Source organism: Streptomyces sp. NPDC043876 (assembly GCF_056435825.1).
Genome location: NZ_JBWKDV010000004.1, coordinates 60,920 through 83,835 on the forward strand (window position 1 = coordinate 60,920; position 22,916 = coordinate 83,835).

Consider the following 22,916-nt stretch of genomic DNA (forward strand, 5'->3'; position numbering starts at 1 on the left):
GTCCGCGCGAAGCTGCGAGCCGCACATCACCGAAGGAGAAGCCCGTGCCCGATGTCCACAACGCGGCCGAGGTGCGCGGCCGGCATGCGCTCGCCTCGAGCATGGAGGGAAGCGCCGCGTGAAGCAGACGGCGAAGACCCTGCCCGCGCTGTTGCTCCGCTGGGCGGAGGAACGGATCGGGGCCGTCGCGGCGGTACGTGACGCCTCGCACGACTGGGACCGCTCCCGGGTGTGGGAGCTGGAGGGCACCGGCGGGGTCTCCTGGTACCTGAAGGTCTCGCCCAGCGAAAAGTTCTACCTGCGGGAGAGCCGGGCGTACCGTCATGTCGTTCCTGCCTTGGGGCACACCCGGGCACCGCAGCTCGTCGATTGCCAAGCACGGGACTTGGTCCTGCTGCTCACCGCGGTACCCGGCGCCCCGGCGAAGGAGCTCGGCCTCGAAATCGTCGAGTGGCGGGCGGTGCACCAGCAGGCGGGAGTGCTGTGTGCCCGGCTTCACGAAGCCGGGGAACTCGAGTCCGCCGATCGGGGCGACGCCGAAGCCTCCCTGGACGCCGCTGCGGACGGAGCGGAGAAGTACCTCGCTCGAGCCGGGGACCGGCTGACCGAGGACGAGCGGCAGCTGATCCGGGACCACGCTGCCCGGCTACGCCGCGTCGGCGCCGTTCCCGTCGGCCACATCCATGGCGACAACCAGCCCAGGAACTGGCTGGTCTCCGAGGGCGTGCTCGCGCTCATCGACTTCGAGCGGGCCAGGCCGGCGGCTTGCGTGCAGGACTTCATCATCCTCACGGCCACCCAGTGGGCCGACCATCCGGACCGCGAGAAGGCGTTCTTCCGGGGGTACGGGCGGTCGCTCACCGATGCGGAGCGTCAGGCTCTGCGCTGTCTGACCGCGCTGGACGCGGTCAACTGCCTGGCCTGGGGGCCGGACAACGGAGACGAGCTGGTCACGGCCCGGGGCCGGCGGACCCTGGACCGCCTCATGAGGGAGGAACGGCCGTGAACGCCGTACACCGGAGCATCGGCAACGTCAGAGTCCTGCTCCAGCGCCCCGGCGACGGCCGGGTCCTGGCCGTGCGGCACCGGGAGACGTCGTGGCACTCCCCCGGGATGCTGACTGTGGTCGTGGGCCGCCTGGAGGAAAGCGAATTCCTTGACGAGGGTGCGGCGCAGGAGCTCGCCGAGGAAGTCGGCATCCACCTCGCCCCGGACCGGCTGCGGCTTTGTCGGCCGCCCCACTTCCACGCCGCGGACGGGGAGCGGGTGACCGGCGCCGTTTTCACCGTGCGGGAGTGGGATGGCGCCCCGTACAACCGCGAGCCGCACACGCAGACGCAGACGCACAGCGAACCGGTGTGGGGCGATCCTGCTGCGCCGCCGCTCGGCTGCAACCCGTTCGCACACTCGGCCCTGGCCCGTTTCGCCACCGGCCGGCTCTACGCGAACGTCACCACCCCACAGCTGCCGGGTGGTGAAACCGGGTGACGGCCTCCACCCACCCGACCGAGGCGCGGAAGCGCGTCTCCCCGGACCTGCGGCGTCTCGTGGCAGCGAGTGCGTGAGCCTGTCGGGCTCGGCTGTCAGCACCGTTGCCCTCCCCACCCTGGCCGTGCTCGATCTCGATGCGTCCACCAGCCAGATCGCTCTGCTCGCCTTCCTCGGCCAGCTCCCGAACGCCATCGTGGCGCTCCCGGCCGGCGCGTTCTCGGACCGGCATGCCAAGCGCCCCCTGATGATCACCGCGGACCTCACCGCTGCCGCAGCCCTCGTGACCATTCCGGCCGCCGCCATCGCCGGGGTGCTCGGCATCGGCCAGCTCTACGCGGTCGCCGTCGTCCTCGGCATCGCCAAGACCGTGCACGGTTCGGCGTCCATCAGCTACCTGCCCGTTCTCGTCGAACCGCGCCTGCTGCAGCACGCGAACTCAAGGCTGGGCGCGGCCTCATCGGTGGCCGACAGCGCAGGCAGCAATGTGGGCGCCGCGCTGGTCGGCGCCGTCGGCGCCGCCCGCTCCGTCTTCGCCGACGTCCTGTCCTACCTCGTCTCCGCATTCCTTGTGTGGCGCATCCGCACCCCCGAGCCGGCCGCCGCGCCGCCCGCGGGCCGCCGCAGCCTCGCGCGGGACATCGGTGAGGGCCTGCGTTACGTGGCCGGGCAGCCCACCATCCGTACGGTGATCGCCGCCCTGTCCACGCTGAGCTTCGGCCTCGCGATCATGAACACGTACTGGGCGTACTACGTGCTGACCCACTTGCGCACGTCCCCGAGCGCGTTCGGCGTGATGATGGGGGTGGGTGGGGCCGGCAGCCTGGCCGGGGCGCTCCTCGCCCCGCGCATCGCCTCCCGTATCGGCATCGGACCGACGATCATCATCGGCTTCGCTGTGAGCCCGCTGGCCCACATCCCCCTCCTCCTCGCCGGACCCGGCCGTACCTGGCAGATCCTCCTCGCAGCGGCGCTCGCCGCCCAGTTGTTCTGGGCAACGGCCTCCGGGACGAGCCAGCGATCCCTGAGACAGACCTTGTGCGAGCCACGCTTCCAGGGCCGCATGCAGGCCGCGAGCACCATGCTCACCGCCGGAGCCCGACCCGTCGCCGCTGCGGTATCCGGCGCTCTGGTCCTCCTCGTGGGCCTACGCGGCACTCTCGCCGTCGGCGCGGTCCTCCAGGCCGTCCCCGTGGTCCTCCTGCTCCTCTCCCCCGTCCGCGCGCTGCGGGAGATGCCTTCCCCGCTCGCGCGGACCGCCGCGCCGCCCGCCCGTGAAGGAGCCTCGTGACGACGATCGTGAACGCCGACTACTGGGAGGCGCTGTGGTCCTGCGGCCGTCGGTACCGACACTTCGACGGTGCCGAAGCGCGCCTGATGGACGAGCGCCTCGGCGTCGGCCGAGGGCGCCCGGCCCTCGACATCGGCTGCGGCGACGGCTCCCTGGCCCGCCACCTTCACCACGAGCTCGGATACCGCACCACCGGCATCGACCTCTCCCCCACAGCCGTAGGCCTCGCCGCCTCCCATCACACACGGTCCGGCTCGGGGCCGGCCTGGCAGTGCACCGATATCACCACCGGCGCCCTCACGGCCCTGCCGGACCCCGCGTACACGGTCATCACCTGCCGTCTGGTCTACCGATGGATGGACGACAAGGGAGCCTTCCTCAGCCGCGTCCGCCACCTCCTCGCACCCGGAGGGATCTTCTGGGTGGTCACCGAAGTCGCAGGCCGCCGCCAGGACACCGACCCCCGCCGCACCCTCGGAATCAGCCCCGCCGAGACCGAACTCCTCACCTCCGGCTGGTCCAGCGTCCAGACCGCCGACCTCGACGTGCTCCGCTGCTTCGCCCTACGCCCTTGAACCCTGCCCCGCTTCCTGAAGGAGGACTTGTCGACCATGGAGAAGGACACCGTCGCGATCTGGAACACCTATGGGACACACCAAATGGCCCGCGGGATCGAGCCGCCCGAACTGCAGCAGTGGAACTGGGGAATCGAGGGCGTCGGGCCCGGCATCGAGGTCATCGGCGAGGTATCGGGACTGCGGGTCCTCGACCTCGGCAGCGGTCTCGGACGGCATGCCGCCCGCTTGGCCGCCGCGGGCGCCGACGTCACCGCCGTGGACGCCTCCCCCGCACAGCACGAGCGTGCTCTTGCCCGATACCCGCAGACTCCCGGCCTGCACCTGGTGTGCACGGACGCCGTGGACCACCTGCGGGACGCAGATCCGTACGACCTGATCTACTCCGTCTGCTCGATCCCGTACCTGGACCCGGCCCGGCTCCTGCCCGCCCTCACGAACGCTCTTCGGCCCGGCGGGCGCCTCCTCTTCTCCGCGCTGCACACGAACTCCGCCGGGGCCGGCCCCGCTACCCAGGTGGCTGCGCGGCCCGAGATCCTGCGGCTGCCCGGCACCACCGAGGACCATCCGGTGAGCATGTGGACGCTGACTCCGCAGCTGTGGGAGGACCTCCTCGGCGAGCGGGGCCTCATCATGGAGTCGGTCACCGCGATCGACTCCCCGCAGCCGGACAGCACGGTCTCCTACCGGCTGTACTCGGCACGCCGCCCCGAGCGGGTACCGAGCCGCCCGCGCAGCAGCGCTCCACCCGCGCCGACGGCCGCGCTGGGCGTCGGCGTGATCGTCCACGGCCCGCACGGCGTCCTGCTCGGGCTGCACCGCCGCGGAGCCTGGGAGCTCGCCGGCGGAACTGTAGAGCCGGGCGAAAGCCTTGCCGACGCCGCCGTCCGTGAACTCCACGAGGAGGCCGGGATCCTGGCCGACCCCAGTGCCGTGCAGGTGCTGGGCACACTCCTGGACCAGGTGGGCGACGTCGTCCGGATCACCGTCCCCGTCCTCGTCACCCGCTGGACCGGCATCCCCCACCAACGTGAGGAAGCCCTGGGGTCCTGGAGGTTCTGGCCCGCCGACACACTGCCCCAGCCGCTCTTCGTGCCGAGCGCCCAGTGCCTGACGGCTTGGGACCCCACCCTCCCCCTCGACCACCCGCCCGCCCACTTCCAGCCCTACGAACGACCCGGCCAACCCTAGCCCGACCGCGCCACACGGACCCGCGTGAGCTTCGGGCGTCCGGGACCCGCAAGACCACCCTCACCACCTTGGGAGTGCCATGCCCCCGTACACGTTCCACGCCGGTTCGCCACCCGTCCACCGTGCTTCGCCGGGCAGGCGGGTCGGTCGCCGAGCAGCCTCAGACCTGCTGCCAGTGGAGCAGATCTGAGGACAACGGCTGCTGAGGCCTCGGCGGCGGATGCCCGTCCGGTGAAGACCCTGCCGACCGCACGCCGAGAACTCGCTGAGGAAGCCGGGATCCGCGCCTCCGCGGTCGAACTGCTGACGATGATGTGGCGGATGCCGGCCGGCGCACGTACCCGCGGGCACCTGTACCTCGCCCCGAGGTCTGAGCGCCGGCGAGCACCACCAGGACCCGAGCGAGACCGGTACCTTCCCGGCGATCTTGCCGCCACGCAGCGCATCACTGCCAGGTTTGCTGCCCCGCCGGCCGCAGCCACCGGCAAGGGCTCAATCCCCAGCCCGTAACCGCCAACCACCCCGTCCCCGCACACCGACTCCACTGTCTGGAGACACCCGTGACACAACCAAAGCCCTCCCTTCTCGCAGTCTTCGCACATCCCGATGACGAAGCGCTGCTCGCTGGGGGCGTCCTCGCACAGCACGCCGGCGCGGGCGCGGTGACCGCCGTGGTCACCGCCACCTGGGCCGCCGACACGCACCGGGCCGTCGAACTCGCCGATGCCCTCGCGATCCTGGGGGCCGGGAAGCCCCGGATGCTCGGGTACGCCGACGCCCGCGTTCCCGAGTCCGCGCCCGGGCGGCCCCGCCTGTGCGATGCCCCTCTCGATGAGGTGGTCGGGCGGATCGTCGGCCACATCCGGGAGCTGCGGCCGGACATCGTGATCACCCACGACCAGTACGGCCAGCTGACGGGCCACCCCGACCACCTGCACACCCACCGCGTCACCCAACTCGCCGTGCACGCCGCCGGACTCCCGCACCTCTACCCCGAGGAAGGCGAACCCTGGACGCCGGGCGCCCTCTACCTGGCGACGCACCCCCAGTCGGGCGTCGCCGACCTCGGCCCCCTCCTCGCGCGCGTCGGCAAGACGGTCCGGAGCATCCCCGACGACCAGGTCACCGCGAGCGTCGACGTGGGACCCGTGGCGACGACGAAGTGGGAGGCCATCCTCGCCCACCGGAGTCAAGTCGCAGGCCGGCGAGCCCTGCCAGCCCTCCTCTCCGGCGTCCCGGACGACGTCCGGCACCGGATCCTGGCCACCGAGTGGTACACCCGCCTGGACACCGGTCCCCTGGCCGGCCCCGTGCGAAGTTCCCTCACACCACAACCGCCGTACCCGGCCGTGTGGGACACGATCGGCATGCTCGGCGAACTGTTCACCGGCCTGGACACCGAGCGCGGCATGACCCCGGAGCAGCAGTGGACGCTACAGGTCCTCAAGGTCGCCGAAGAAGTCGGCGAAGCCGCGCAGGCCGTCGTCGGCGCCTGGGGCACGAACCCCCGAAAGGGACAGGGTTCATGGCTGCACGTCCAGGAGGAAGTCGCGGACACCGCAATCACCTGCATGGTCACGCTGTTCCGGATGCTCGGCGCCCAGGCACCCGGGTACCTCGCCGAGGTGCTCGCCCAGAAGTCCGCAAGGTTCACGGAGCTGCGATGCGGAGATTCATGAGGCCCGAGCGGCTGTCGGGTGGAGCGCCCTTCGGGACGCGGACAGGGCGCAGCTCCGCTTGCGCCGCATCTCCCGCGCAGATCTAAACCCTGGCTACGGTCGTTCAGTGCCGAGGGGGGGTTGCCGGCCGGATCCGCACCTGCTGCCGTGACTTGCCCCATGAGTCCGTTGGGGGACTGATCTGGGATGGAACAGGGCGTGAACGTTCGCCGGAGCCCGCACGGAGCGGAGGACCTGGGTACGTATCGGGCGCCAGGGCATTGAGCGGATTGGCCAGCAGGGCGGGAACGGCGCCGAACCCGCCGCAGTGCTGCATGGGTTCGTCCCGCACCGCTGCAATGACGGCGGGGCGGGATACTCGGGATGGTAAAAGTAATGGGCGGATCCCTCCGCAATTGGGCTGCCCGCGGGCCTCTTCCCTGGGTCGGACAGGCGACGTCCTTACGACACTCCTCCGACACTCGCCAGATGATCATCATTCTCTGCGTCATGGAGGGCTTCCTGGCATTCCTCGTCTCGAGGATGGTGCCTCCGGTTATGCGGCCCGCGCATGCGCTGTTGGAGATATCGATCGTTCTGATCGGGTTCGGTGCGGTTGTCGCCATGCATCGCCATCCGCACCTCCTCACCTCCGAGCAGATCACGCTGCGGACGGATTTTCTCGGTGCAGTGGATATCCCGGTCCATGCCATCAGTTCCGTCGGTAGGGGGACGCGCACGGTCACCGGCCGGGGGCTTCGTTCCATAACGGACGAGGGTGACGCCGTTGCCTGCTCCGTCGGCGCCAGCGTGAATATGTACCTGGAATTTGATCAACTCCTGAGTCTGGATCTCGGGAAGGCCGGTGTTGTAGCGGCGAAGAACATTTATTTTGCGGCGGACGATCCCGACACCGCAATGCGAGCAATACGAGCGGTCGTCAAACCGTAAGGTAATCGCTGTGATTGATGAAATGAAGGAATTGATTTCCTTACCGCTGGAGACCGAGGAAGCCCAAGTGGTCGAGCGTCAGGTCGATGCTCACAACAGCCAATCGCTCGACGATTTCATGGAAACTGTTGACCCACGGAGTCCCTTGCCCCGTTTCTGAACAGGAAGTACTGCGTGGGATGTACGCCCAGCAGTTCGGGACCAAGCCTGCTCAGGCCACGGGGTCGGGCACCTTGTTGAGGGCGAATGGGTCATCGACGAGGAGCGGGTCGTCGTAGAAGGCGATACGGCGACCGTCGCCGCTATTGAGGCATGCGCCTTTCGGATGGTCGCACTCAACATCTTGCCGTGGGCGCATCCCGATTCGGGGCAGCAGCCCCAGCCTGCTGCGCAACGTCAACTTGACGCCTGGCGTCGCGAGGTGTCTGCGGTGAATCCGGCCGCCCGCGCGGGTGAGTTATCCGCCGAGGGCCTTTCGGGGCGATTGTCGTGCCCGCTGGACCCCTGGCACGTTGCTCATGATGGCCGCTCGGATCTCGCCATCGCCGTCACCATCCGCTCCAGGCGGGCCATCCGGGTCTTCTCGGTGCGGGCGGTGACCAGGCCGAGGTACAGAGCGAACCGGTCGGACTTGCCGAGCGTCTCGTAGAACGCCCGCGCCGTCGGATTCGCGTCGAGCGCCTCGACGAGATCCGGCGGTGCGGTGGCATTCCTCTGCGAGGCATATGCCGTCGCCCAGCGACCGTCCGCACGTGCCGCCTCGACCTCGGCGAGGCCGCGGGGGCGCATCCGTCCCTCGGCGATCAGGGCCTCGGCCTTGTCAACGTTCACCTGCGACCAGGACGAGCGGGGGCGGCGCGGTGTCGTGCGCTGCAGGAAGTACGTGTCGTCGAAGCCGCGCCGCAGACCGTCGATCCAGCCGAAGCACAGCACCGTGTCGACCATCTCTTCCCAGGAGAGCGACGGGATGCCGGCATGCTTCTTGGCGATCTTCACCCAGAGCGCGGTCTGTTCCTCGTGATGCTCGTCGAGCCATGCCTCGAGATCGGCCGGGCTGGCGGGGACAAGAATCTCGACGCCGTCCTCGTATGTCTGCATGAATGGCAGGCTAGGGACCAGATAGGACAGGTTCTGACCTACTACGGACACGCGCCCTCCGACGCCCCCGGATGTCGAGCAGACCTGCCGACTCCGGCGAGCCCCGGTGAGCTGAACGTAGAGGATCTCATCCACGCGGACGTTCTTTGGAGTCCGGCGGCGGCGGCTACCACCAGGGACTGTCCAATGGGCCGTGTGCGCAGATCAGGGCTGTGGGCTAGTCCGCTGAACGAACGGGTCGCATGGCGCAAAGCACTGCGTGACCCTGGCCGAGCTGCTGGTTCGCCTCGGTAGCCTAGGCCTGGGCCTGATGCGGCGCGTCGAAGTTGACGAGATCGTCGATCCTCGGTGTGTCGAGATGGAGAAAGGTCCGCAGACTCTGACATGGACATTCTTCAGGCCGGCGCGGTCACCCTCGACGGCGGCAGCGAGTTCATCATTCCGTCCCCGTGCTCTCGTACGCCCTCACCGTTCCGGTAAGCACCGCACCGTCCGGGACCGGTACCGAATGTCGGGCCAGGCCAGGCCCTGTCATATGCCTCCCATCGCCGCCGTTCTCACCAAGGGCTCCGTACCCTGACGCCAAGGGCCCGGACGTGCTCCTGGGCGCGAGGGTCGAGCTTGAGCAGCAGGTCCTCGCCGACGACTCCGTCGCGCCGCCAAATGGTGCAGAGGCTTTCCAACCCTGCTTCGGCGACCTCCGGCTCCGCGTCGGCCGAGGTCTGCAGCAGGGCTTCGACTACCGGCCTCCCCCGCAGTCCCGCGGCCGCCCGGGCCATCCCGGCCCGCTGGTCCGCAGGGACGGCCGGGTCGACTAGCGAGCGCAGCACGTCCGCAGTGTCGCGGGCGTCCTGGCAGGGCAGCACCCAGACCAGGTAGACGAACTGCGCGCCGACCACGATCAAATACTGCAGTGGCACGAGCAGGGCCACGGGCAGCAGCAGGACCAGGGGTAGCACGATCAGCCAGCCACCCCGGATCCGCGAGGGGCCGCCGGTCGGCGGCTCGAACCGCCGACCGGCCAGCATGACCAGTACGAACATGGTCACGACCGTCAGGGGCGGCACCACGATCAGCCCCGCTCCCAGCCCCGCTCCCAACGACGCCCAGAAGGGATCATCGCCCAGAACGGGCAGCACCAGGGCTGCGGAAATCCAGCCGAGAGAGGCGGTCATGACGTAGCGCCGTAGACAGACCCACAGCCAACTTCCCGCAGTCATGGCAGCTTCCTCATCTCAGCAGCTCTTCGCACAGGTGCCATTAACCCACGTCCGGTGGTCACGTCCTTGTAGAAGAGGCCGTCTGAACCGTCGGGGGGCCATCGCAGCCGCTGGTGTAGGTCATGCTGCCGTGGGCTCTCCACCGTGGCCTCTGGTACTTCTGGTACTGCACGACCTCCATGTCCCCCTCCAAGCGACTCCTCAAGACCGCCCTCGACGCGACGGCCGGTGTCGGATACGGCCCTCGGTCGCAAGGCAACGTCCCAGGAGGAGGTGTCCGGGGGTCAGGACGAACGCGAGGGGCGGCATCTACGGCCCGCGCCAACGTGAATCTTGCTGGTGAGTCCGCCCCGGAACCGGCCGAGCAGGGCTTTCCTCAGGCGGAGGTTGCGTCGGCGTCGGATGCGCCAGCGTTCGGCCTGTCCGTTCTGTTTCCTCCGAACTGCCCTCTTTTGCCTGGCTGTTTCTGCTCCTGCACGACTCCTTCCAGGGCCGACATCAGGTGGTTGCTGACGCGGAGCCCCGCCGCCTCGTGATGGGCGTGCACCGTGGTGGAGTCCACGTTGACCAGCGACAAGTCCCCCTCCCCGTCCGGGCCGCCGCAGCCATCTGGCCTTCCGGCAGGGTGGTGAACACACCGGCGTCCCGCCGGAGGCAGAGGCGTCCGGAGGCGGTCGCCCAGGGGGTTGTGCCGGAACCAGCGCCGTCCCTGCTCGGTCCGGTACGCCGGCGGGGCCTCGGCCCCCTCGGTCCGGACCAGCATCTCCCGCGCTTGGCGGCGGCGCTCCGGGGCCGCGTCCTGCACGGCCGGGAGCGCACCGAACGGCAGCACGGACGGCATGCTCGGTGGGTCCGCATGCAACTCGCCCGGCGCCGTCGAACCCAGAAAGCCGTTCACCGCCTTTCGGACCGCGACCCGGAGCGTCTCCCGGACGTTGACGGGTACTTCGTACTGCCCGGCGGTCTGCTCCTGGCCGCGGTCCTCGCACGGCAGGCCCGGCAGCGCGGCGGCCGCCACGGCCTGGCTCTCTGCCGCGTAACGACGAGGTGGTGCGCTGCTTTCAGGGTGCGGATACCGGCACCGTGTCCGCCGTCGGTGCCGCGGCCGTCACCGCTCGGCGGCGCAACCGCAGCGCGGCGACGCCGGACACCGCGCCCAGGAACAGCAGCCCCCCGCCGACGGGCAGGGCCGACCGCAGGCCGATGACCAGCGGGTCGTCCTCGTCGATGAGCGCGCCCTTGACCGCCGACAGCGGCACGGTGCCGCCCTCCGCCACCGCGTACTGGTACCGGGAGTCGGCGGAGTTGCCGCGGTTGTCGCCCAGCAGGAACAGCCGGCCCTCGGGCACCTCGACGTGGAACGCGGCGGGCGTCCCTGCCACCGGATCGCCGTTCATGACGTACGGCTCGTCCAGCGGCCTCCCGTTCAAGGTCAGGGTCCGGTCCCCGGGGGTGTAGGCGATACGGTCGCCGCCCACCGCGACCACCCGCTCCACACCCAGGTGGTCTTCACCCCAGGCCGCTGCGTCGAAAAGCACCACGTCGCCCCGGTCCACACCGGTGACCAACAGGTTGAAGACCATCGACCCGCCTGCCGGAAGGGACGGCATCATATGGTGAGACGGCATAACCCTGGTCGGCATGAAGAAGTACCCACCGAGCCCTCCGACACAGCTCAGAACCCCGCCCAGCACCAGGAGTGCCACCGCTGCCGCCCCAAGACGGCGTCCCCTTCCCCGGCCCTGCGTTCCCACGATCTTGCCCTGCTCTCCTCGCTCCGATGTGCGCCCGAACTGTACGGGCATGCGGCGCGAGGTACGCCAACCGGGCTCCCCGTGGGGGGTCTGCCCAGTAGACGGTGCAACCGGTCTGGTTGCTGAGGTCAGGCTCGGTTGACGGTGAGGCGTCCTTCGAAGGCGATGTCGAAAGCCTGGAGGGCTTGCTTCCAGCGGGTGGTCCAGCGTTCGCGGCCGGTGTCGGTCTGGTCCAGGGAGATCACCGCGAGGTAGACGCACTTCAGATGCCGCGCGCAACTCGAGGAACCGGCTGGTGGGAGCTTCCTCGGTCGGCGCGGTACAGACGGGCTTCAACGCTTTCGCGACGACCTCCAGCACGGCCGCGTAGGCCGCGTCGACGTCGTCCACCTCGATGCGCAGGTCGGGGTTGACCGGGGTGGTTCATCACCTGGTCGAAGCGCAGCAGGCCGTAGAGATACCGGCTTTGCCAGCCGCCTCCGGCCGACGCGCCTACCCGCAGCACCCACGTCCGCCCATTGCCGGGCCGATGCGCCGATGCGCCGATGCGCCGACGCCCCAACTCCGCACAGCACGGCATGCCTCCGCCGGAACGCATCACCTGCACGACCGGGATCCCGAGAGCTCGGGGGACCCGTCCGACAGCCGAGCATCTTGCCCCCATGGGGCATCCGACCGCCGTCCGTGTGGAGTCGGGTTGCGCATAGTTGCGCGATGACCGTCCCGCGGGCGGGGCCCCTCGGTCAAGAGCGCCATACCAGCGGCTCACGGCCGCTGCATGGCAGGCGCGGCGCGGGCCACGCCGGTTCCCAGCGCCAGGACGCCCACCGGTCGGCGTCCATGAACGGCCCGGCACGTTCCTCGAGCATCGCGAGGGCCTGGGCGCGGGCGGCCTCCACCGCTTGGTGCTCGATGTCGGTGACGATGCCCAGGCGCCTGACGTGGGCGTATTCGTCTTCGTCCTTCCACGTCCACGTGCTCAGGTCGGGGTCGATGACGAGGTCGACGGTGAGGTCGAAGGTGTCGAAACCGGTCTCGGTGCGGTGGGTGGGGTGCTCGAAGTTGACGTACCAGTTCCGCAGCCCGGCCGCGGTGAAGAAGGCGTTGATGCTGAACCACGCCGTCGGCGGCTTCCACAGCAGGAGCTCGGTCTCCTGCCACACGCCGGGGGCGAGCTCCCACTCCCCCGTCGCCATCGCATCGAACGCCTCCGAGCGCACCGATCGGTCACCCTCTTCCCGGGCCTTGGCGTACAGGGCCGGCCACAGCGTTTGTGCGCCGGGTGCGCAGGCGGTCACCAACGCCTCGCCGGTGTCGGCGATCACACGCAACGCATGCTCGCTCCACACCCGCCCGGAGCGGTGCACATCACGGCGCACCACCGTCTCCCCCACCTCGAAGGTCTCCACCGAGTGCCTCCCTCACGAACCTGGCCGGGATGTCCGGCCACGCGGGCACCACCTCAGCCCACCGGGGCGGCGTGGGCAAGCCCCCCGTTCGTCGCGCTCTGCCCATCGGGGGCCGGAGAGAAGCGCTGACGACGTTGTCGCCACGTGGCCCCGGTCGGGGTGCCGCGAGGTGGCAGGATGACGCGGTGTCCGACTCGCTTCGCTCACTCCCTTGGCCACGGACCCGTCCGGGATCGTCCGCTATCGGCTCGCCGGGGGCCCCCGGCCCAGGCCCCGATGGGTCCGACCGATGCCGGACGACATCCTCGCCACCCTCCTGACCGCCCAGGACGGGGGCGAGGACTGCGTGGTCACCGAGCACGAGATGGTCCAGGCGCTCGGCTTCTCGCGGCAGATCCCTCTGTCCTTCTACCGCGCCATGGTCGGGCACGAGCACCCCGGGCTCCGCGTATGCGCCGCCCGGAGGTGGCAGTCGCTCACCCCTGCCCAGTGGCAGGCGCTCCTCGACGACCCCGACCCCGCCGTACGGGAAGCGGCGCAGGAGAGCAGTTGGGAGCTGGACCCGGAAGCGGTGGAGGCCACGCTGCCGTCCATCGGCTCGCACAGCAAGTCGTTCGTGCTCGGCACGTGCACCCTGTCTCCCGCACTGGTCGAGCAGTGCTTCGCGGACGACGCGGTGTACCCCCTGGCCTGGAACCGCCACACCCCTGCCGACGCCGTCGCCCGGCTCGCCCGCCACCCCGAGGCGAAGGTCCGTGCGATGGTCGCCGCACGGCCCGACCTGGGACCGGACCTGGTCGCTGGGTTGAGGGAGGATCCGGACGAGGATGTGCGGATGCGCGCACGCCTGCACCTCTTCCCCCGCACATGGGCCGAGCACGCGGCGATCCACGCGGTCATCGAGCACGGCCCGGACTGCACGTGCACCATCACCGAGTTGGCCGAGGAGCCTTCGCCCGACTGGTTCACCGCCTGCGCGGCGTCCGGGGAACCGGTGCTCCGCCGTGTCGCGGCGAGCTGGCCGGGCCTGCCCGCGGAACTCCCCCGCACTGCGGAGGGCGCGGCCGCCGACCCATCACTGCCCGTTCCCCGCATGCACGCACTCCTCGACCACTGCCTGAGCAGCGCCCCTACCCCGGCGGCGACAGCCTGACGGCGACGGCAGACATCCACGCAGCAAGGCAACCAGCAACCTGGAGTTGAACGAGAAGGACGGCACGCGCTTCCAGCGGCGGAACGGCGCTTCCTACGCGAGCTGGCCGACCGCTGACATCACCCAGGCCGCTCCCGCTCCCGGGCAACCGATGATCGGAAGGTGGGGTCGTCAGGCCGGAGTCGTTCGGCCACACTGGTGCGATGAACTTCGGGGCGGGGTTTGGCGAGGGTGGCTGGGGCGATGACGGAGCCCTCCGGGCCGCGCTGGGGCGCACAGCTGAGCGGCTCGGGGTTGACCTCCCCGAGTCGGGCACGGAGTGGGGCAGCCTCGCGGAGTACCTCGACGCGAGGAGCAGTCGACGCGTGATGGTGTATCCGCCCGGCGAGCGCCGTCGAACTTTCCAGGTGTTCCTCAAGGCCAACCGCACACCCTTGGCCTGGGGAGAGACCGCAGACCTGGCCGAAGTGGTCAGGGCTACGGCTGCCTGGACGGGCGGACTGGGCCTCGAAGAGACAAGGGCAAGTGCCCCGTTCGTCCGGTTCAGACCCTGGGCCCTCGTCCAGGAGCGCGAACCGTTCGGTGTCGTGGAGTTGGCGTGGCGCGTCAAGCTCGACCGCGTCCACATGCCGCCGTACGACCGGCATCCGCGCCCCCACGCGCTTCTGGTGGCGGCATACGCCCAGCCGGTGCTCCGTCAGTTGATGCCGGTCAACAGTCACTTCAACCTCTGGTTTTCCACCAGTGTCGAGGAATTCTGGAAGACGCGGGTCGGATACACCATCTGCCCGTACGACGAGGGGCTGTACGGGGTGCGCCACGGAGGCAGGCTGGTCGCACGCGCCGAGACGCCGGAGGAAGCCGTCGCTCTCACGGTGGCCGCCCTCCCGGAGGGGCTGGGACCGGCGAGCTGAGGCCAGAGGACCGCGGGCGGGTGTGGGGCCGTACAGCACTGCTCTGACCAGCGGCCGGGGAGAGATTGCCCTCCCCGCCCCATGGCACTCCCTGGAGTGACGCACTCACGTTCCCCACGTGGCACCGAGCGCCGCGCACTTGGACCACAAATCGCTTTAGCGGCAGCCGAGTTGAGAAGCCCGTGGCGGTGGCCCGGATGTCTGGGCCGTCGACGCGGGCCGCGGTGAGGGGGGACGGGCCGTGCAGGTGACGGTCCGGCCGTCGATGCTGACCTGGGCGCCGAGGGCCTGCCCGGGGGGGGGGGATGTGGGCGGCCCGGTAGGTGTACTTCCACTCCTCGACGCGGGAGGTGCCCGGTGCCTGGCCGGTACACGGGACGGCCCTTCACGCAATCCTCGCTCAACCGTGCTGCGTGCCCGCTCGGTCAGCACAAGGTGCGGCACCACGTGCGCTTTCCCGCTGTCGGTCACCGGTAGAAGTCCCAGCGGCCGAAGCGGGCCAGCAGGCGGCGCGCCGCCGGCTCGTCCAGCCCGAACGCCGCGGCCGCCTGCAAGAGCGTCAGGTCCGTCCGGGTGCCGTGAGCGGCCCAGTAGCCCACCCGTTCAGCCGTGACCTCAAGGCGGCGTGCAGCGCGGACCGCGGCGGCCGGGGAGGTCTTCGTCAGCTTGTCGATCTCCTCCTCCAGCCGCGCGAGCAGCGTGGTGACCGCCTCGGGCAGGGGGATCGCCGACGCCTCGACCTGGGAGGTGTGCCCGTCCCAGTCCCGCAGGCAGGCATCCGCCTCGCCGGCGCCGGCCTCCGCCAGGGCCTTGCCTGCGATGCTCTCCCAGTCCAGCCGGTGTTCCGGGCCCGTCCAGCCGCAGGAACACACCGCGCGCAGCGCGGCCGCACGCGGCACCCGGGGGGAGCGGCCGTCGTAGACGTTCCACTGCGACACCGTGGAGCCACCCGCGCCGGAGCCCGCATCGAAGTACACGGGACCGGGCACCGTGCCGTCTTCCTGGAGCACGCCCACCGTGCCTTGGTGGGACCGGCCGAACTCGTCCGTCGTCCACGTCTCCCGCTCACCTGCGCCCATGACAGCCCTCCAGCTGCGCTCGGTCCCGGGGCGCCCGGCGGGGGCGCCGGTTATGACGATGCCGCAGCCGGACCTGGCGGCGCGGCACAATCCCCGAACGAGCAGGCGGAGCAGCGATGTCCTGGGGCCGGTGCGCTGCTGCACGGACGTCCGTCCGGTCCGCCTCGCCCGTACGCGGTCCGTCCACACCCAGAGGTTCGTGGTGGCTCGTACCGGCCGTTCACCGCTGATCACCGCTGATCACCGCCAAGGTTCGCAGGCTACGCCGTCGCCATCCCGGTCGAGTTCCGATCGGTAGCCCGGCTCCCCGCGGTGCAGCGGCGCGGCGCCGGCCGCGCGAGCGTCGGCACACCTTCGGTAGTACGCGCTCGGAGCCTCGGTGGCAGGTGCGGCTGATGTGGTGGCCGGGCTCGGCCCAGCGGGCGTGACCGGGTCCGCAGGCGAAGGGGGTCCGGTCGGGGTGGCCGACATGGCGTCCGGCGCCCGGGTGGGTGTCGGTACCGTGCCGGGCGTGGCCGCGGAGGCAGTGCCGCGCCACCCGGCCGGAGATCCAGAACCGCCGGCCGGACCCGTTCAACCGTTCAGCCGTTCACGCTTGCGGCTCGGGCACGCAGCCAGTGACCACGGCACGCCGCGGTGTCCCCATGCGACCCCGGCCAGGCCGGCGGCCACCGGACGGTCCGGCCGCCAGAGGTCGCTACGACGAGGCGACCGGGATACGCCGGCTGCCGGTGAAGCCCGTGAAGCCAGCGACGGTTTCAGGCGGGGCCGCCCGCGCCGGGATCGAGCCGGTCGCGGTCCAGGATGCGTTCCTGAGCCCAGTCCCGGTAGTCGGTGGGTCGTTTGTACGGCCGCTGAGACGACTGGTACTTCTGCCGGACGTTCGCCAGATGCGTGCGTACGGTGCTTACCGCGCAGTCGAATTCTGCCGCGATGTCCTTGTGGGACACACCGTCGCCGACGAGCCGCAGGATCTCCTCCTCGCGCGGATATAAAGGCGGCGGACTGTCGTCCTGTGCGAGCCAGAACGCGTGGTCGGCCGTGGTCGGCACCTGACCCGCCGCGATCTGGCGCACGACCTGGACGAGGGTGTCCAGGCCGTGCTCAGGTTTGAGGAGATAAGCCGTTGCGCCCGCCGCGGTGACGTCGCCGATCCACTCCTTGGGAGGTACGACCGTCATGACCACCACCTTGTGCCCGGCCGCGGTGAGCGCCCGAACGTTCTCCCCCGGCATGGATTTGTCACCCAGGTGCAGATCGAGGGTGACGATGCCGGGCGCGGACTTGGCGGCAAGGAATTCAGGCAGCGAAGGGAAGGCAGTGGCGCGGATCTCGGTCTCCGCTGCCAGCCACGAGACGATGCTGCTGCGGAACATCCTGTCGTCGTCGATCACACTGATGTCGATCACTGAGGCCATTTCAACTCCACGGTCGTTCCGCTGCCGGGCGTGCTCCTGATGGTGGCGAGGCCGCCGATCGCTTCGAGTCGGGCGGTGACCGAGCGCTCCAGGCCCCGGCGGTCCGCTGTCTGCGGATCGAACCCGACGCCGCGGTCGGTGACGGCGATGCGTATCCCGCCCCGGGGGTACTTGGCCGCGGTGACCCGCACCCAGTCCGTTCGCGCGTGTGCGACGACATTGTTGAGCGCCTCGCAGGTGGCCGACGTCAGTGCCTCCACCACCTCCTCCGGCAGATCCGCCGGCAGTGTCGAGATGGTGCTCTCCACCCGGTCGAGTACGACCTGCGCCGTGTGCGCGCGGATCATCGTGGCCAGAGACTCGCCGAGTTGGAGAGCGGACGTACCGGATTCCACGTAGGTCATCGTGCGCAGGAACTGCAGATCCTTCCTGGCCAGCCGTTCGACCTTGTCGGCGCCCATCGTGTGAGCGCCCTGAGCGATCACCTGGAGCGTCTGCAGGGCGTGGTCGTGCATCAGGCCCTTCTGCCGTTTCTCCTCCTCCACCCGTGCCTTCGCGTTTTCGGCGGTCACGGCGCGCGCCGTGGCGTCGTCCGCGGCCACCGCCCCGGCCAGCAGCAGCTTGCCGGTGAAGCCCGCGACTACGGCGAAGAGCGTCATCATCGTGCTGTTGGTCAGTAGCTCCAGCCTGCTGTCCGTACCGACCGCAGGCCAGGCCCCCACCACCCAGGCCGCTATGACGGCGGCCACTGCCACGCTCCGGTAGCGGCCGCCATAGATCGCCGCCGTCACCGTCACCCCGCACAGGGGTGGGATGACCCAGTTGCTGATGGACGCCGCTTCGACCGGCGGATACGAGCGGCTGATCACCAAGGCGTAGGCGACGGCCAGCACCACGTCCGCGGCCACCCAGCGGCCGGGCAGCGCGTCACGGCGGATCGCCGTACCGAAGAGGACAGCCGAGAACAGCGCGGCCAGCACATAGCCGACCGGGACTTGGAGCGGGTAGGCGCTGAGGCCGTCACCGACGAAGGGCACCCACAGCCAGAGCGCGAACTGAACGGCCCGCAGAAAGGCCAGAGCACGGAGGAGCATTCGATTTGTCCGTTCCAACGCCGTTTCCAGAGCGGGTTGCGATGTCATGCCTCACCATGGCAGGGCCGGGGCGGTCCGCGTCATCCTTCCGACAGCTACCCCCTCGCCGTCCATGGACCGGGGGTCCATAGCGGCGGGGACGTCCTCCGCACGTCGATTACGCCCTCTGCCGCCCCTCCCTACCGTCGTGATCCGCAGGCCCCGTGCACCGCGCGGCTTGGTGGAGTGGGAGGGAGATCGGACATGGACAGCTCGGTCCACAAGGGACTTCTCGTTCTCGTAGTGATCCTCGTCGGTGTCACCACAGCGCTGGCCGTCAGTCTCATCAGCGTCATCGGCGAAGCGGACAGCGCCAAGCGCACGGAGGCGTTCCGGCATGGCGCCGTCGCCTTCATGGGCGCCGTCTCGACGACCGTGCTGCTGCTGAACGCCGCCGGCGTGCTCGGCGGCGGGGACTAGGGCGGGGCGGGTCGGGGCTAGTGTGCACAGGCCGGCGCCGGCCTGGGGTGCGGCCCGCCGGGGCGACGAGGGCGTGTCGGGGCCTGCTGGGAGGGGCCCTGACACGTCGGGAGAGGTGCCGAGAGCCGGGGCCCTGAGGGGCACCGGCTCTGTTGGCAGCCCTCGCGCGCCGGCGCGCTCGTGCGGGTTCCCTGGAGGTGCGTCCCTTCGGCAGCATGTGACGCCGGTGTGACAGCGAGGCCTCCAGTGGGCCACCGAAGGAGTGTGCGCGTTCACATCATCTCGTCAACGGCTGTGACGAAAAACTGCCCTGATGGCCTTTCAGTTACGAACGGGTGGCGACGAATCCCTTGACGCCCTCTGACATGTCATGGTCTTCTCCCTGAAACACGCCGGATGTTCGACGTTCAAATTGTTAGCGCTAACAAAACGCCGGAGAACCAGGGTTCCACCTGCAGGGGTCACGTCTTGGCGCCGCCTCGGACCTGCCGTGCCGGTCCGCACGCACCGAGGAAACCCGACCCCTTCCCAAGTCGCCCTCAGGAGGGTGCAGATGAACGTTCTAGGTACAGCTCCCCGAACCTCGACACGGCGAGGATGGCGTCCACGGGTGGCCGCCCTCCTCTCGATGGTGTTCGTGGCCGGCTTCCTGGTGATGGTGAATCCGTCGACCGCCTTGGCGGCCTCCGTGGACACCGGCAAGTGGTACGTGCTGGTGAACCGCAACAGCGGCAAGGCGCTGGACGACTACAACTTCGCCACCGCCGACGGTTCGCCCGTCGTCCAGTGGAGCCGGTCCGGCAACCAAGCCCAGCAGTGGCGCTTCCTGGACTCCGGCAGCGGCTACTACCGGCTGCAGAACCGTAACTCCGGCAAGGTCCTGGACGACTACGGCTGGTCCTCGGCCGACGGCGCCGACGTCGTCCAGTGGAGCGACCTCAACGCGACCAACCAGCAGTTCCGCCTCGCCGACTCCGCCGACGGCTACGTCCGCCTCCTGAACCGCCACAGCAGCAAGGCACTTGAGGTCCAGAGCGCCTCCACCGCCGACGGCGCCAAGATCGTGCAGTACGCCGACTGGGGCGGCGGCAACCAGCAGTGGCAGCTCGTCCCCGTCGCCGATGTCGACACCGGCACGTGCTCTCTTCCCTCGACGTACCGCTGGGCATCGACCGGCCCGCTGGCCCAGCCGAAATCGGGGTGGGTCGCGCTCAAGGACTTCACCAGCGTCGTCTACAACGGCAAGCACCTCGTCTACGGCACGACGCACAACACCGCCACCGGGGAACAGGGGCGCTGGGGACTGACGAGCTTCAGCCCCTTCACGAACTGGTCCGACATGGCCACCGCCACCCAGAACACGATTCCCTTCGACGGCATCGCGCCGACGCTGTTCTACTTCGCCCCGAAGAACCTCTGGGTGCTCGCCTATAACGGGGGTTGGCCGCACACCTTCTCCTACCGCACCTCTAGCGACCCCACCAACCCCAACGGCTGGTCCGCGCAGCAGGAGTTGTTCTCGGGCACCCTCCCGGTCGGCGGCCCCCTCGACGTGACCCTCATCGGCGACGACAAGAACATGTACATGTTCTTCGCCGACGACAACGGCGGCATCTACCGCGCCGGCATGCCCATCGGCAACTTCCCGAGCAGCTTCGGTTCGTCGTCCACGAAGATCATGAGCGACACGGCGGCCAACCTCTTCGAGGCGCCGGAGGTGTACAAGATCCAGGGCAAGAACCAGTACCTCATGATCGTCGAGGCGCAGGACTGGCGCGGCCGCTTCTTCCGCTCGTTCACCGCCACCAGCCTGGACGGCACCTGGACACCACAGGCCGACACCCAGAGCAACCCCTTCGCCGGCAAGGCCAACAGCGGCGCGACCTGGACCAACGACATCAGCCACGGCGATGTGGTGCGCACCAACCCCGACCAGACCAAGACCATCGACCCCTGCAACCTCCAGTTCCTCTACCAGGGGCGCGACCCCAGCACGGATGGCATGGACTACGGCATCCTGCCGTACCGGCCGGGGGTACTGACGCTGCAGCGATAAGGCCTGTTGCGAAAGTGGATCTTCAACGCTGATGCGCACGTCCCGTGGGACGTGCGGACCTGACGAACGGCCAGTGGCCCCCGCTTGAGCCGTTGCTGCCGCGGGGCATCAAACCTGGTCGGGGCGGCGGCGACGGAGGGCTGCCGACGGGACCGGTCGCGGACGCGGATGACGGGGTGTGTCCGCGCCGGCCCCAGGTGCGGGGAGAGGAAGGGGCAAGGCCGGGCCCTTCGGCCCGGCCATCGATCTGGCGGGGGTTTTCAGGAGGCCAGTCGGGTTCCGCGCCGCCACACGGCGCGGGTGTTGAGGCTGTCGGTGATGGTGGTGGTGGGGTCGCCGTCGACCAGGAGCAGGTCGGCGCGCAAGCCCTCGGCGATGCGGCCGCGGTCGGAGAGACGGAAGCGCCGGGCGGTGGTGGCGGTGGCTGCGCGCAGTGCCGCCGCGGGGGTCAGGCCGGCTTGGACGAGGTGCTCCAGTTCCTGGTGGACGCTGGCGCCGTGGGCGAGGCCGCCGAGGAACGGCATGGGCAGGGAGGCGTCGGTGCCCACGAGCAGGTCCACTCCTGCGTCGGCGAGGGCCTTGACGCTGTCCAGGACGTCCTGGAGCTTGCCTTGGGGGTAGTGGCCGAAGCAGGAGCGCAAGGTGGTGTCCCACTCGGTGTCCAGGCGGGAGGACACGCGAGGGTCGTCGGCCAGCTCGCTGCCGGTGATGCCCATCATGGAGGCGTTGAGCACGGTGCAGGGCACGACGAACATCCCGGCGTCCTTGATCATGGTGATGATCTCGTCGGTGGGGGGCTCGACGAACAGGTGGGCGAGGCCGTCGATGCCGGCCTGGACCGCCATGCGGGCGGCGTCGATGGTGAGCACATGGGCGACGCTCAGCACACCCAGCTTCTTCGCCGCGGCGACGCCGGCGTTCAAGGTGTCCTGGTCGAGCATGGGAAGGCCCGGATGCCCCTCGACGCTGCCGTCGTCGATCATGAACTTTATGTAGTCCGAGCCGTGCGCGATCAGCTGCGGAACGGAAGCCGCCGCAGCCTCGGGACCAGTGGCGTCGGGGCGGTAGGGCGGCGCACCCCGGTGCCCGCCGCCCTGCCCGCCGCCCTGTCCGCCACCGACGGGCCTGCCCGGGTCGAAGCCTTCGGGGAAGAGCTCGCTGGGGTGTCCTCCGGGCGGGGTCAGCGCGAACCCGGAGGAGCGCACATCGGCCACCGAGTCGTCCTCGCTGATCGCTCCGCGCCGGTCACGGGTGTGCACACCCTGCATCTCCAGCTCGGTGGTGACGCCGAACTTCAGGGCCAGCGCGAGGGAGTCACGGTCGGTATGGACGTGCGCGTCGATCAGCCCCGGCAGCAGCGTAGCCCCGGAGCCGTCGACGACCTCGGCTCCGGCCGGGGCCTCCCCGCCGACCTGAACGATCCTGCCTCCTTCGATCACCACGGTGGTGACGCCCAGGGGCTTCTCCCCGTCGAAGACCCGGGCGCCGGTGATGGCGGTAGTGCTCATGGCTGTGCCTCGTTTCTGGTGGACCGACTCCTCACTGTATACCTTGAGTCATATATATGCGGCACGCATGTTGATTAACCGTGTCGTAGATTAGGGGTGTGACCAGCCAAGGACATCGTGCGCCCGATGACGACTCCCTCCTCGACAACGTGGGGCCGGCGCTGTCCCGGCTGCGTCGGCGCATCGGCGGCGGTCGCGGAGACCTGACCCGCAACATCGTGCTGAACGTGGTCGGCGACGCAGCAGACCGGATCACGGTGGGAGGAGTGGCCGAAGAGATGGGCGTCGCCCAGCCCGTCGCCAGCCGTGCCGTTGCCGCATGCATCGCGGAGGGCCTGCTCCGTCGAGTCGCCTCCCAGCAGGACGGGCGCAGCAGCCTGCTCGAACTCACCGACGCGGGAGAGTCCGCACGTCGGGCCTACGCAGCCGAGCAGCGCCGTGCCTTCGAGGAGATCACCGCGCACTGGGACACCGCGGACCGCTTGCAGTTCGCACGTTTCCTCACCCGCTACGGCCAGGACGCGAGCGACTGGACGGCCCGCAGGGGACCCAACGGCAGCCGGTCGGACGACTGAACCGACCACTCATCGACGGCCGCCC

At 69.8% G+C, this 22,916-nt stretch carries 21 protein-coding genes and 3 pseudogenes; 13 read left to right on the forward strand and 11 right to left on the reverse strand.

Annotated elements, in window-relative coordinates; all coding sequences use genetic code 11:
• The first annotated feature begins 118 nt into the window (after window positions 1–118).
• From AC0693_RS14005 to AC0693_RS14040, 8 genes and pseudogenes are all read left to right on the forward strand, one after another.
• Entirely contained in the window at window positions 119–1,006 is an 888-nt protein-coding gene (locus AC0693_RS14005) for a phosphotransferase enzyme family protein (protein WP_478801898.1), read from the forward strand.
• On the forward strand, window positions 1,003–1,488 hold the full coding sequence (locus AC0693_RS14010) for an NUDIX domain-containing protein (RefSeq protein WP_478801899.1): 486 nt from the start codon (window positions 1,003–1,005) through the stop codon (window positions 1,486–1,488). Before AC0693_RS14005 ends, AC0693_RS14010 begins: the two co-directional genes overlap by 4 nt.
• Before the next feature lie 124 nt (window positions 1,489–1,612).
• A complete protein-coding gene (locus tag AC0693_RS14015; RefSeq protein WP_478801900.1) occupies window positions 1,613–2,779 on the forward strand; it encodes an MFS transporter in 1,167 nt (388 codons plus the stop codon).
• Complete coding sequence (locus AC0693_RS14020) at window positions 2,776–3,354, forward strand: class I SAM-dependent methyltransferase (protein ID WP_478801901.1); 579 nt, start codon at window positions 2,776–2,778, stop codon at window positions 3,352–3,354. Before AC0693_RS14015 ends, AC0693_RS14020 begins: the two co-directional genes overlap by 4 nt.
• Window positions 3,355–3,390: 36 nt before the next feature.
• Window positions 3,391–4,545 (forward strand): bifunctional class I SAM-dependent methyltransferase/NUDIX hydrolase, encoded by a 1,155-nt coding sequence (locus AC0693_RS14025; RefSeq protein WP_478801902.1) that lies wholly within the window; start codon window positions 3,391–3,393, stop codon window positions 4,543–4,545.
• Between the two features lie 560 nt (window positions 4,546–5,105).
• Window positions 5,106–5,852 (forward strand): annotated as a pseudogene (locus AC0693_RS14030) (PIG-L deacetylase family protein); the annotation flags it as partial.
• Between the two features lie 840 nt (window positions 5,853–6,692).
• Window positions 6,693–7,154 carry a hypothetical protein gene (locus tag AC0693_RS14035; RefSeq protein ID WP_478801903.1) on the forward strand — a complete coding sequence of 154 codons (462 nt, stop codon included), beginning with the start codon at window positions 6,693–6,695 and terminating at the stop codon, window positions 7,152–7,154.
• A 10-nt stretch (window positions 7,155–7,164) separates the two neighbouring features.
• A complete protein-coding gene (locus AC0693_RS14040) occupies window positions 7,165–7,314 on the forward strand; it encodes a hypothetical protein (protein WP_478801904.1) in 150 nt (49 codons plus the stop codon).
• A gap of 356 nt (window positions 7,315–7,670) precedes the next feature.
• Here the strand turns inward: AC0693_RS14040 and AC0693_RS14045 are convergent, their stop codons facing one another.
• The 6 genes and pseudogenes from AC0693_RS14045 to AC0693_RS14070 form a co-directional block, all read right to left on the reverse strand.
• Entirely contained in the window at window positions 7,671–8,252 is a 582-nt protein-coding gene (locus AC0693_RS14045; protein ID WP_478801905.1) for a YdeI/OmpD-associated family protein, read from the reverse strand.
• Window positions 8,253–8,809: 557 nt separating this feature from the next.
• Window positions 8,810–9,472 (reverse strand): hypothetical protein, encoded by a 663-nt coding sequence (locus tag AC0693_RS14050; RefSeq protein WP_478801906.1) that lies wholly within the window; start codon window positions 9,470–9,472, stop codon window positions 8,810–8,812.
• Window positions 9,473–9,771: 299 nt separating this feature from the next.
• Window positions 9,772–10,156: pseudogene (locus AC0693_RS14055) on the reverse strand (hypothetical protein); the annotation flags it as partial.
• Window positions 10,157–10,533: 377 nt separating this feature from the next.
• Window positions 10,534–11,277: a signal peptidase I gene (gene lepB, locus AC0693_RS14060; protein ID WP_478801907.1), complete on the reverse strand. Its 744-nt coding sequence runs from the start codon at window positions 11,275–11,277 to the stop codon at window positions 10,534–10,536.
• Between the two features lie 77 nt (window positions 11,278–11,354).
• Window positions 11,355–11,569, reverse strand: a pseudogene (locus AC0693_RS14065) (IS256 family transposase); the annotation flags it as partial.
• A 400-nt stretch (window positions 11,570–11,969) separates the two neighbouring features.
• On the reverse strand, window positions 11,970–12,635 hold the full coding sequence (locus tag AC0693_RS14070) for a ribonuclease FAU-1 family protein (protein WP_478801908.1): 666 nt from the start codon (window positions 12,633–12,635) through the stop codon (window positions 11,970–11,972).
• Between the two features lie 289 nt (window positions 12,636–12,924).
• Between AC0693_RS14070 and AC0693_RS14075 the strand changes: the two genes are divergently transcribed.
• Window positions 12,925–13,788: a hypothetical protein gene (locus AC0693_RS14075; RefSeq protein ID WP_478801909.1), complete on the forward strand. Its 864-nt coding sequence runs from the start codon at window positions 12,925–12,927 to the stop codon at window positions 13,786–13,788.
• A gap of 203 nt (window positions 13,789–13,991) precedes the next feature.
• Window positions 13,992–14,702 (forward strand): DUF6193 family natural product biosynthesis protein, encoded by a 711-nt coding sequence (locus AC0693_RS14080; RefSeq protein ID WP_478801910.1) that lies wholly within the window; start codon window positions 13,992–13,994, stop codon window positions 14,700–14,702.
• 467 nt (window positions 14,703–15,169) lie between these two features.
• On the opposite strand, the gene AC0693_RS14085 is transcribed toward AC0693_RS14080, so the two are convergent.
• The 4 genes from AC0693_RS14085 to AC0693_RS14100 form a co-directional block, all read right to left on the reverse strand.
• Complete coding sequence (locus AC0693_RS14085) at window positions 15,170–15,781, reverse strand: hypothetical protein (protein ID WP_478801911.1); 612 nt, start codon at window positions 15,779–15,781, stop codon at window positions 15,170–15,172.
• Between the two features lie 240 nt (window positions 15,782–16,021).
• Window positions 16,022–16,252: an excalibur calcium-binding domain-containing protein gene (locus AC0693_RS14090; protein ID WP_478801912.1), complete on the reverse strand. Its 231-nt coding sequence runs from the start codon at window positions 16,250–16,252 to the stop codon at window positions 16,022–16,024.
• Window positions 16,253–16,539: 287 nt separating this feature from the next.
• The gene (locus AC0693_RS14095) at window positions 16,540–17,199 is read right to left on the reverse strand and encodes a LuxR C-terminal-related transcriptional regulator (protein ID WP_469337516.1); all 660 of its coding nucleotides are present in this window, start codon (window positions 17,197–17,199) and stop codon (window positions 16,540–16,542) included.
• Window positions 17,187–18,293: a sensor histidine kinase gene (locus AC0693_RS14100; protein WP_478801913.1), complete on the reverse strand. Its 1,107-nt coding sequence runs from the start codon at window positions 18,291–18,293 to the stop codon at window positions 17,187–17,189. The genes AC0693_RS14095 and AC0693_RS14100 overlap by 13 nt, the downstream gene beginning before the upstream one ends.
• Before the next feature lie 243 nt (window positions 18,294–18,536).
• Here AC0693_RS14100 and AC0693_RS14105 point away from each other — a divergent pair, with 243 nt between their 5' ends.
• Together AC0693_RS14105 and AC0693_RS14110 are read left to right on the forward strand one after the other, a co-directional pair.
• Window positions 18,537–18,752, forward strand: coding sequence for a hypothetical protein (locus AC0693_RS14105; RefSeq protein ID WP_469319358.1), 216 nt, complete (start codon window positions 18,537–18,539; stop codon window positions 18,750–18,752).
• 553 nt (window positions 18,753–19,305) lie between these two features.
• Complete coding sequence (locus AC0693_RS14110; RefSeq protein ID WP_478801914.1) at window positions 19,306–20,808, forward strand: non-reducing end alpha-L-arabinofuranosidase family hydrolase; 1,503 nt, start codon at window positions 19,306–19,308, stop codon at window positions 20,806–20,808.
• Between the two features lie 260 nt (window positions 20,809–21,068).
• Here AC0693_RS14110 and AC0693_RS14115 read toward each other — a convergent pair whose 3' ends face one another.
• The gene (locus AC0693_RS14115; RefSeq protein ID WP_478801915.1) at window positions 21,069–22,316 is read right to left on the reverse strand and encodes an amidohydrolase family protein; all 1,248 of its coding nucleotides are present in this window, start codon (window positions 22,314–22,316) and stop codon (window positions 21,069–21,071) included.
• Between the two features lie 98 nt (window positions 22,317–22,414).
• Between AC0693_RS14115 and AC0693_RS14120 the strand changes: the two genes are divergently transcribed.
• A complete protein-coding gene (locus AC0693_RS14120; RefSeq protein ID WP_469337523.1) occupies window positions 22,415–22,891 on the forward strand; it encodes a MarR family winged helix-turn-helix transcriptional regulator in 477 nt (158 codons plus the stop codon).
• Window positions 22,892–22,916 lie beyond the last annotated feature (25 nt).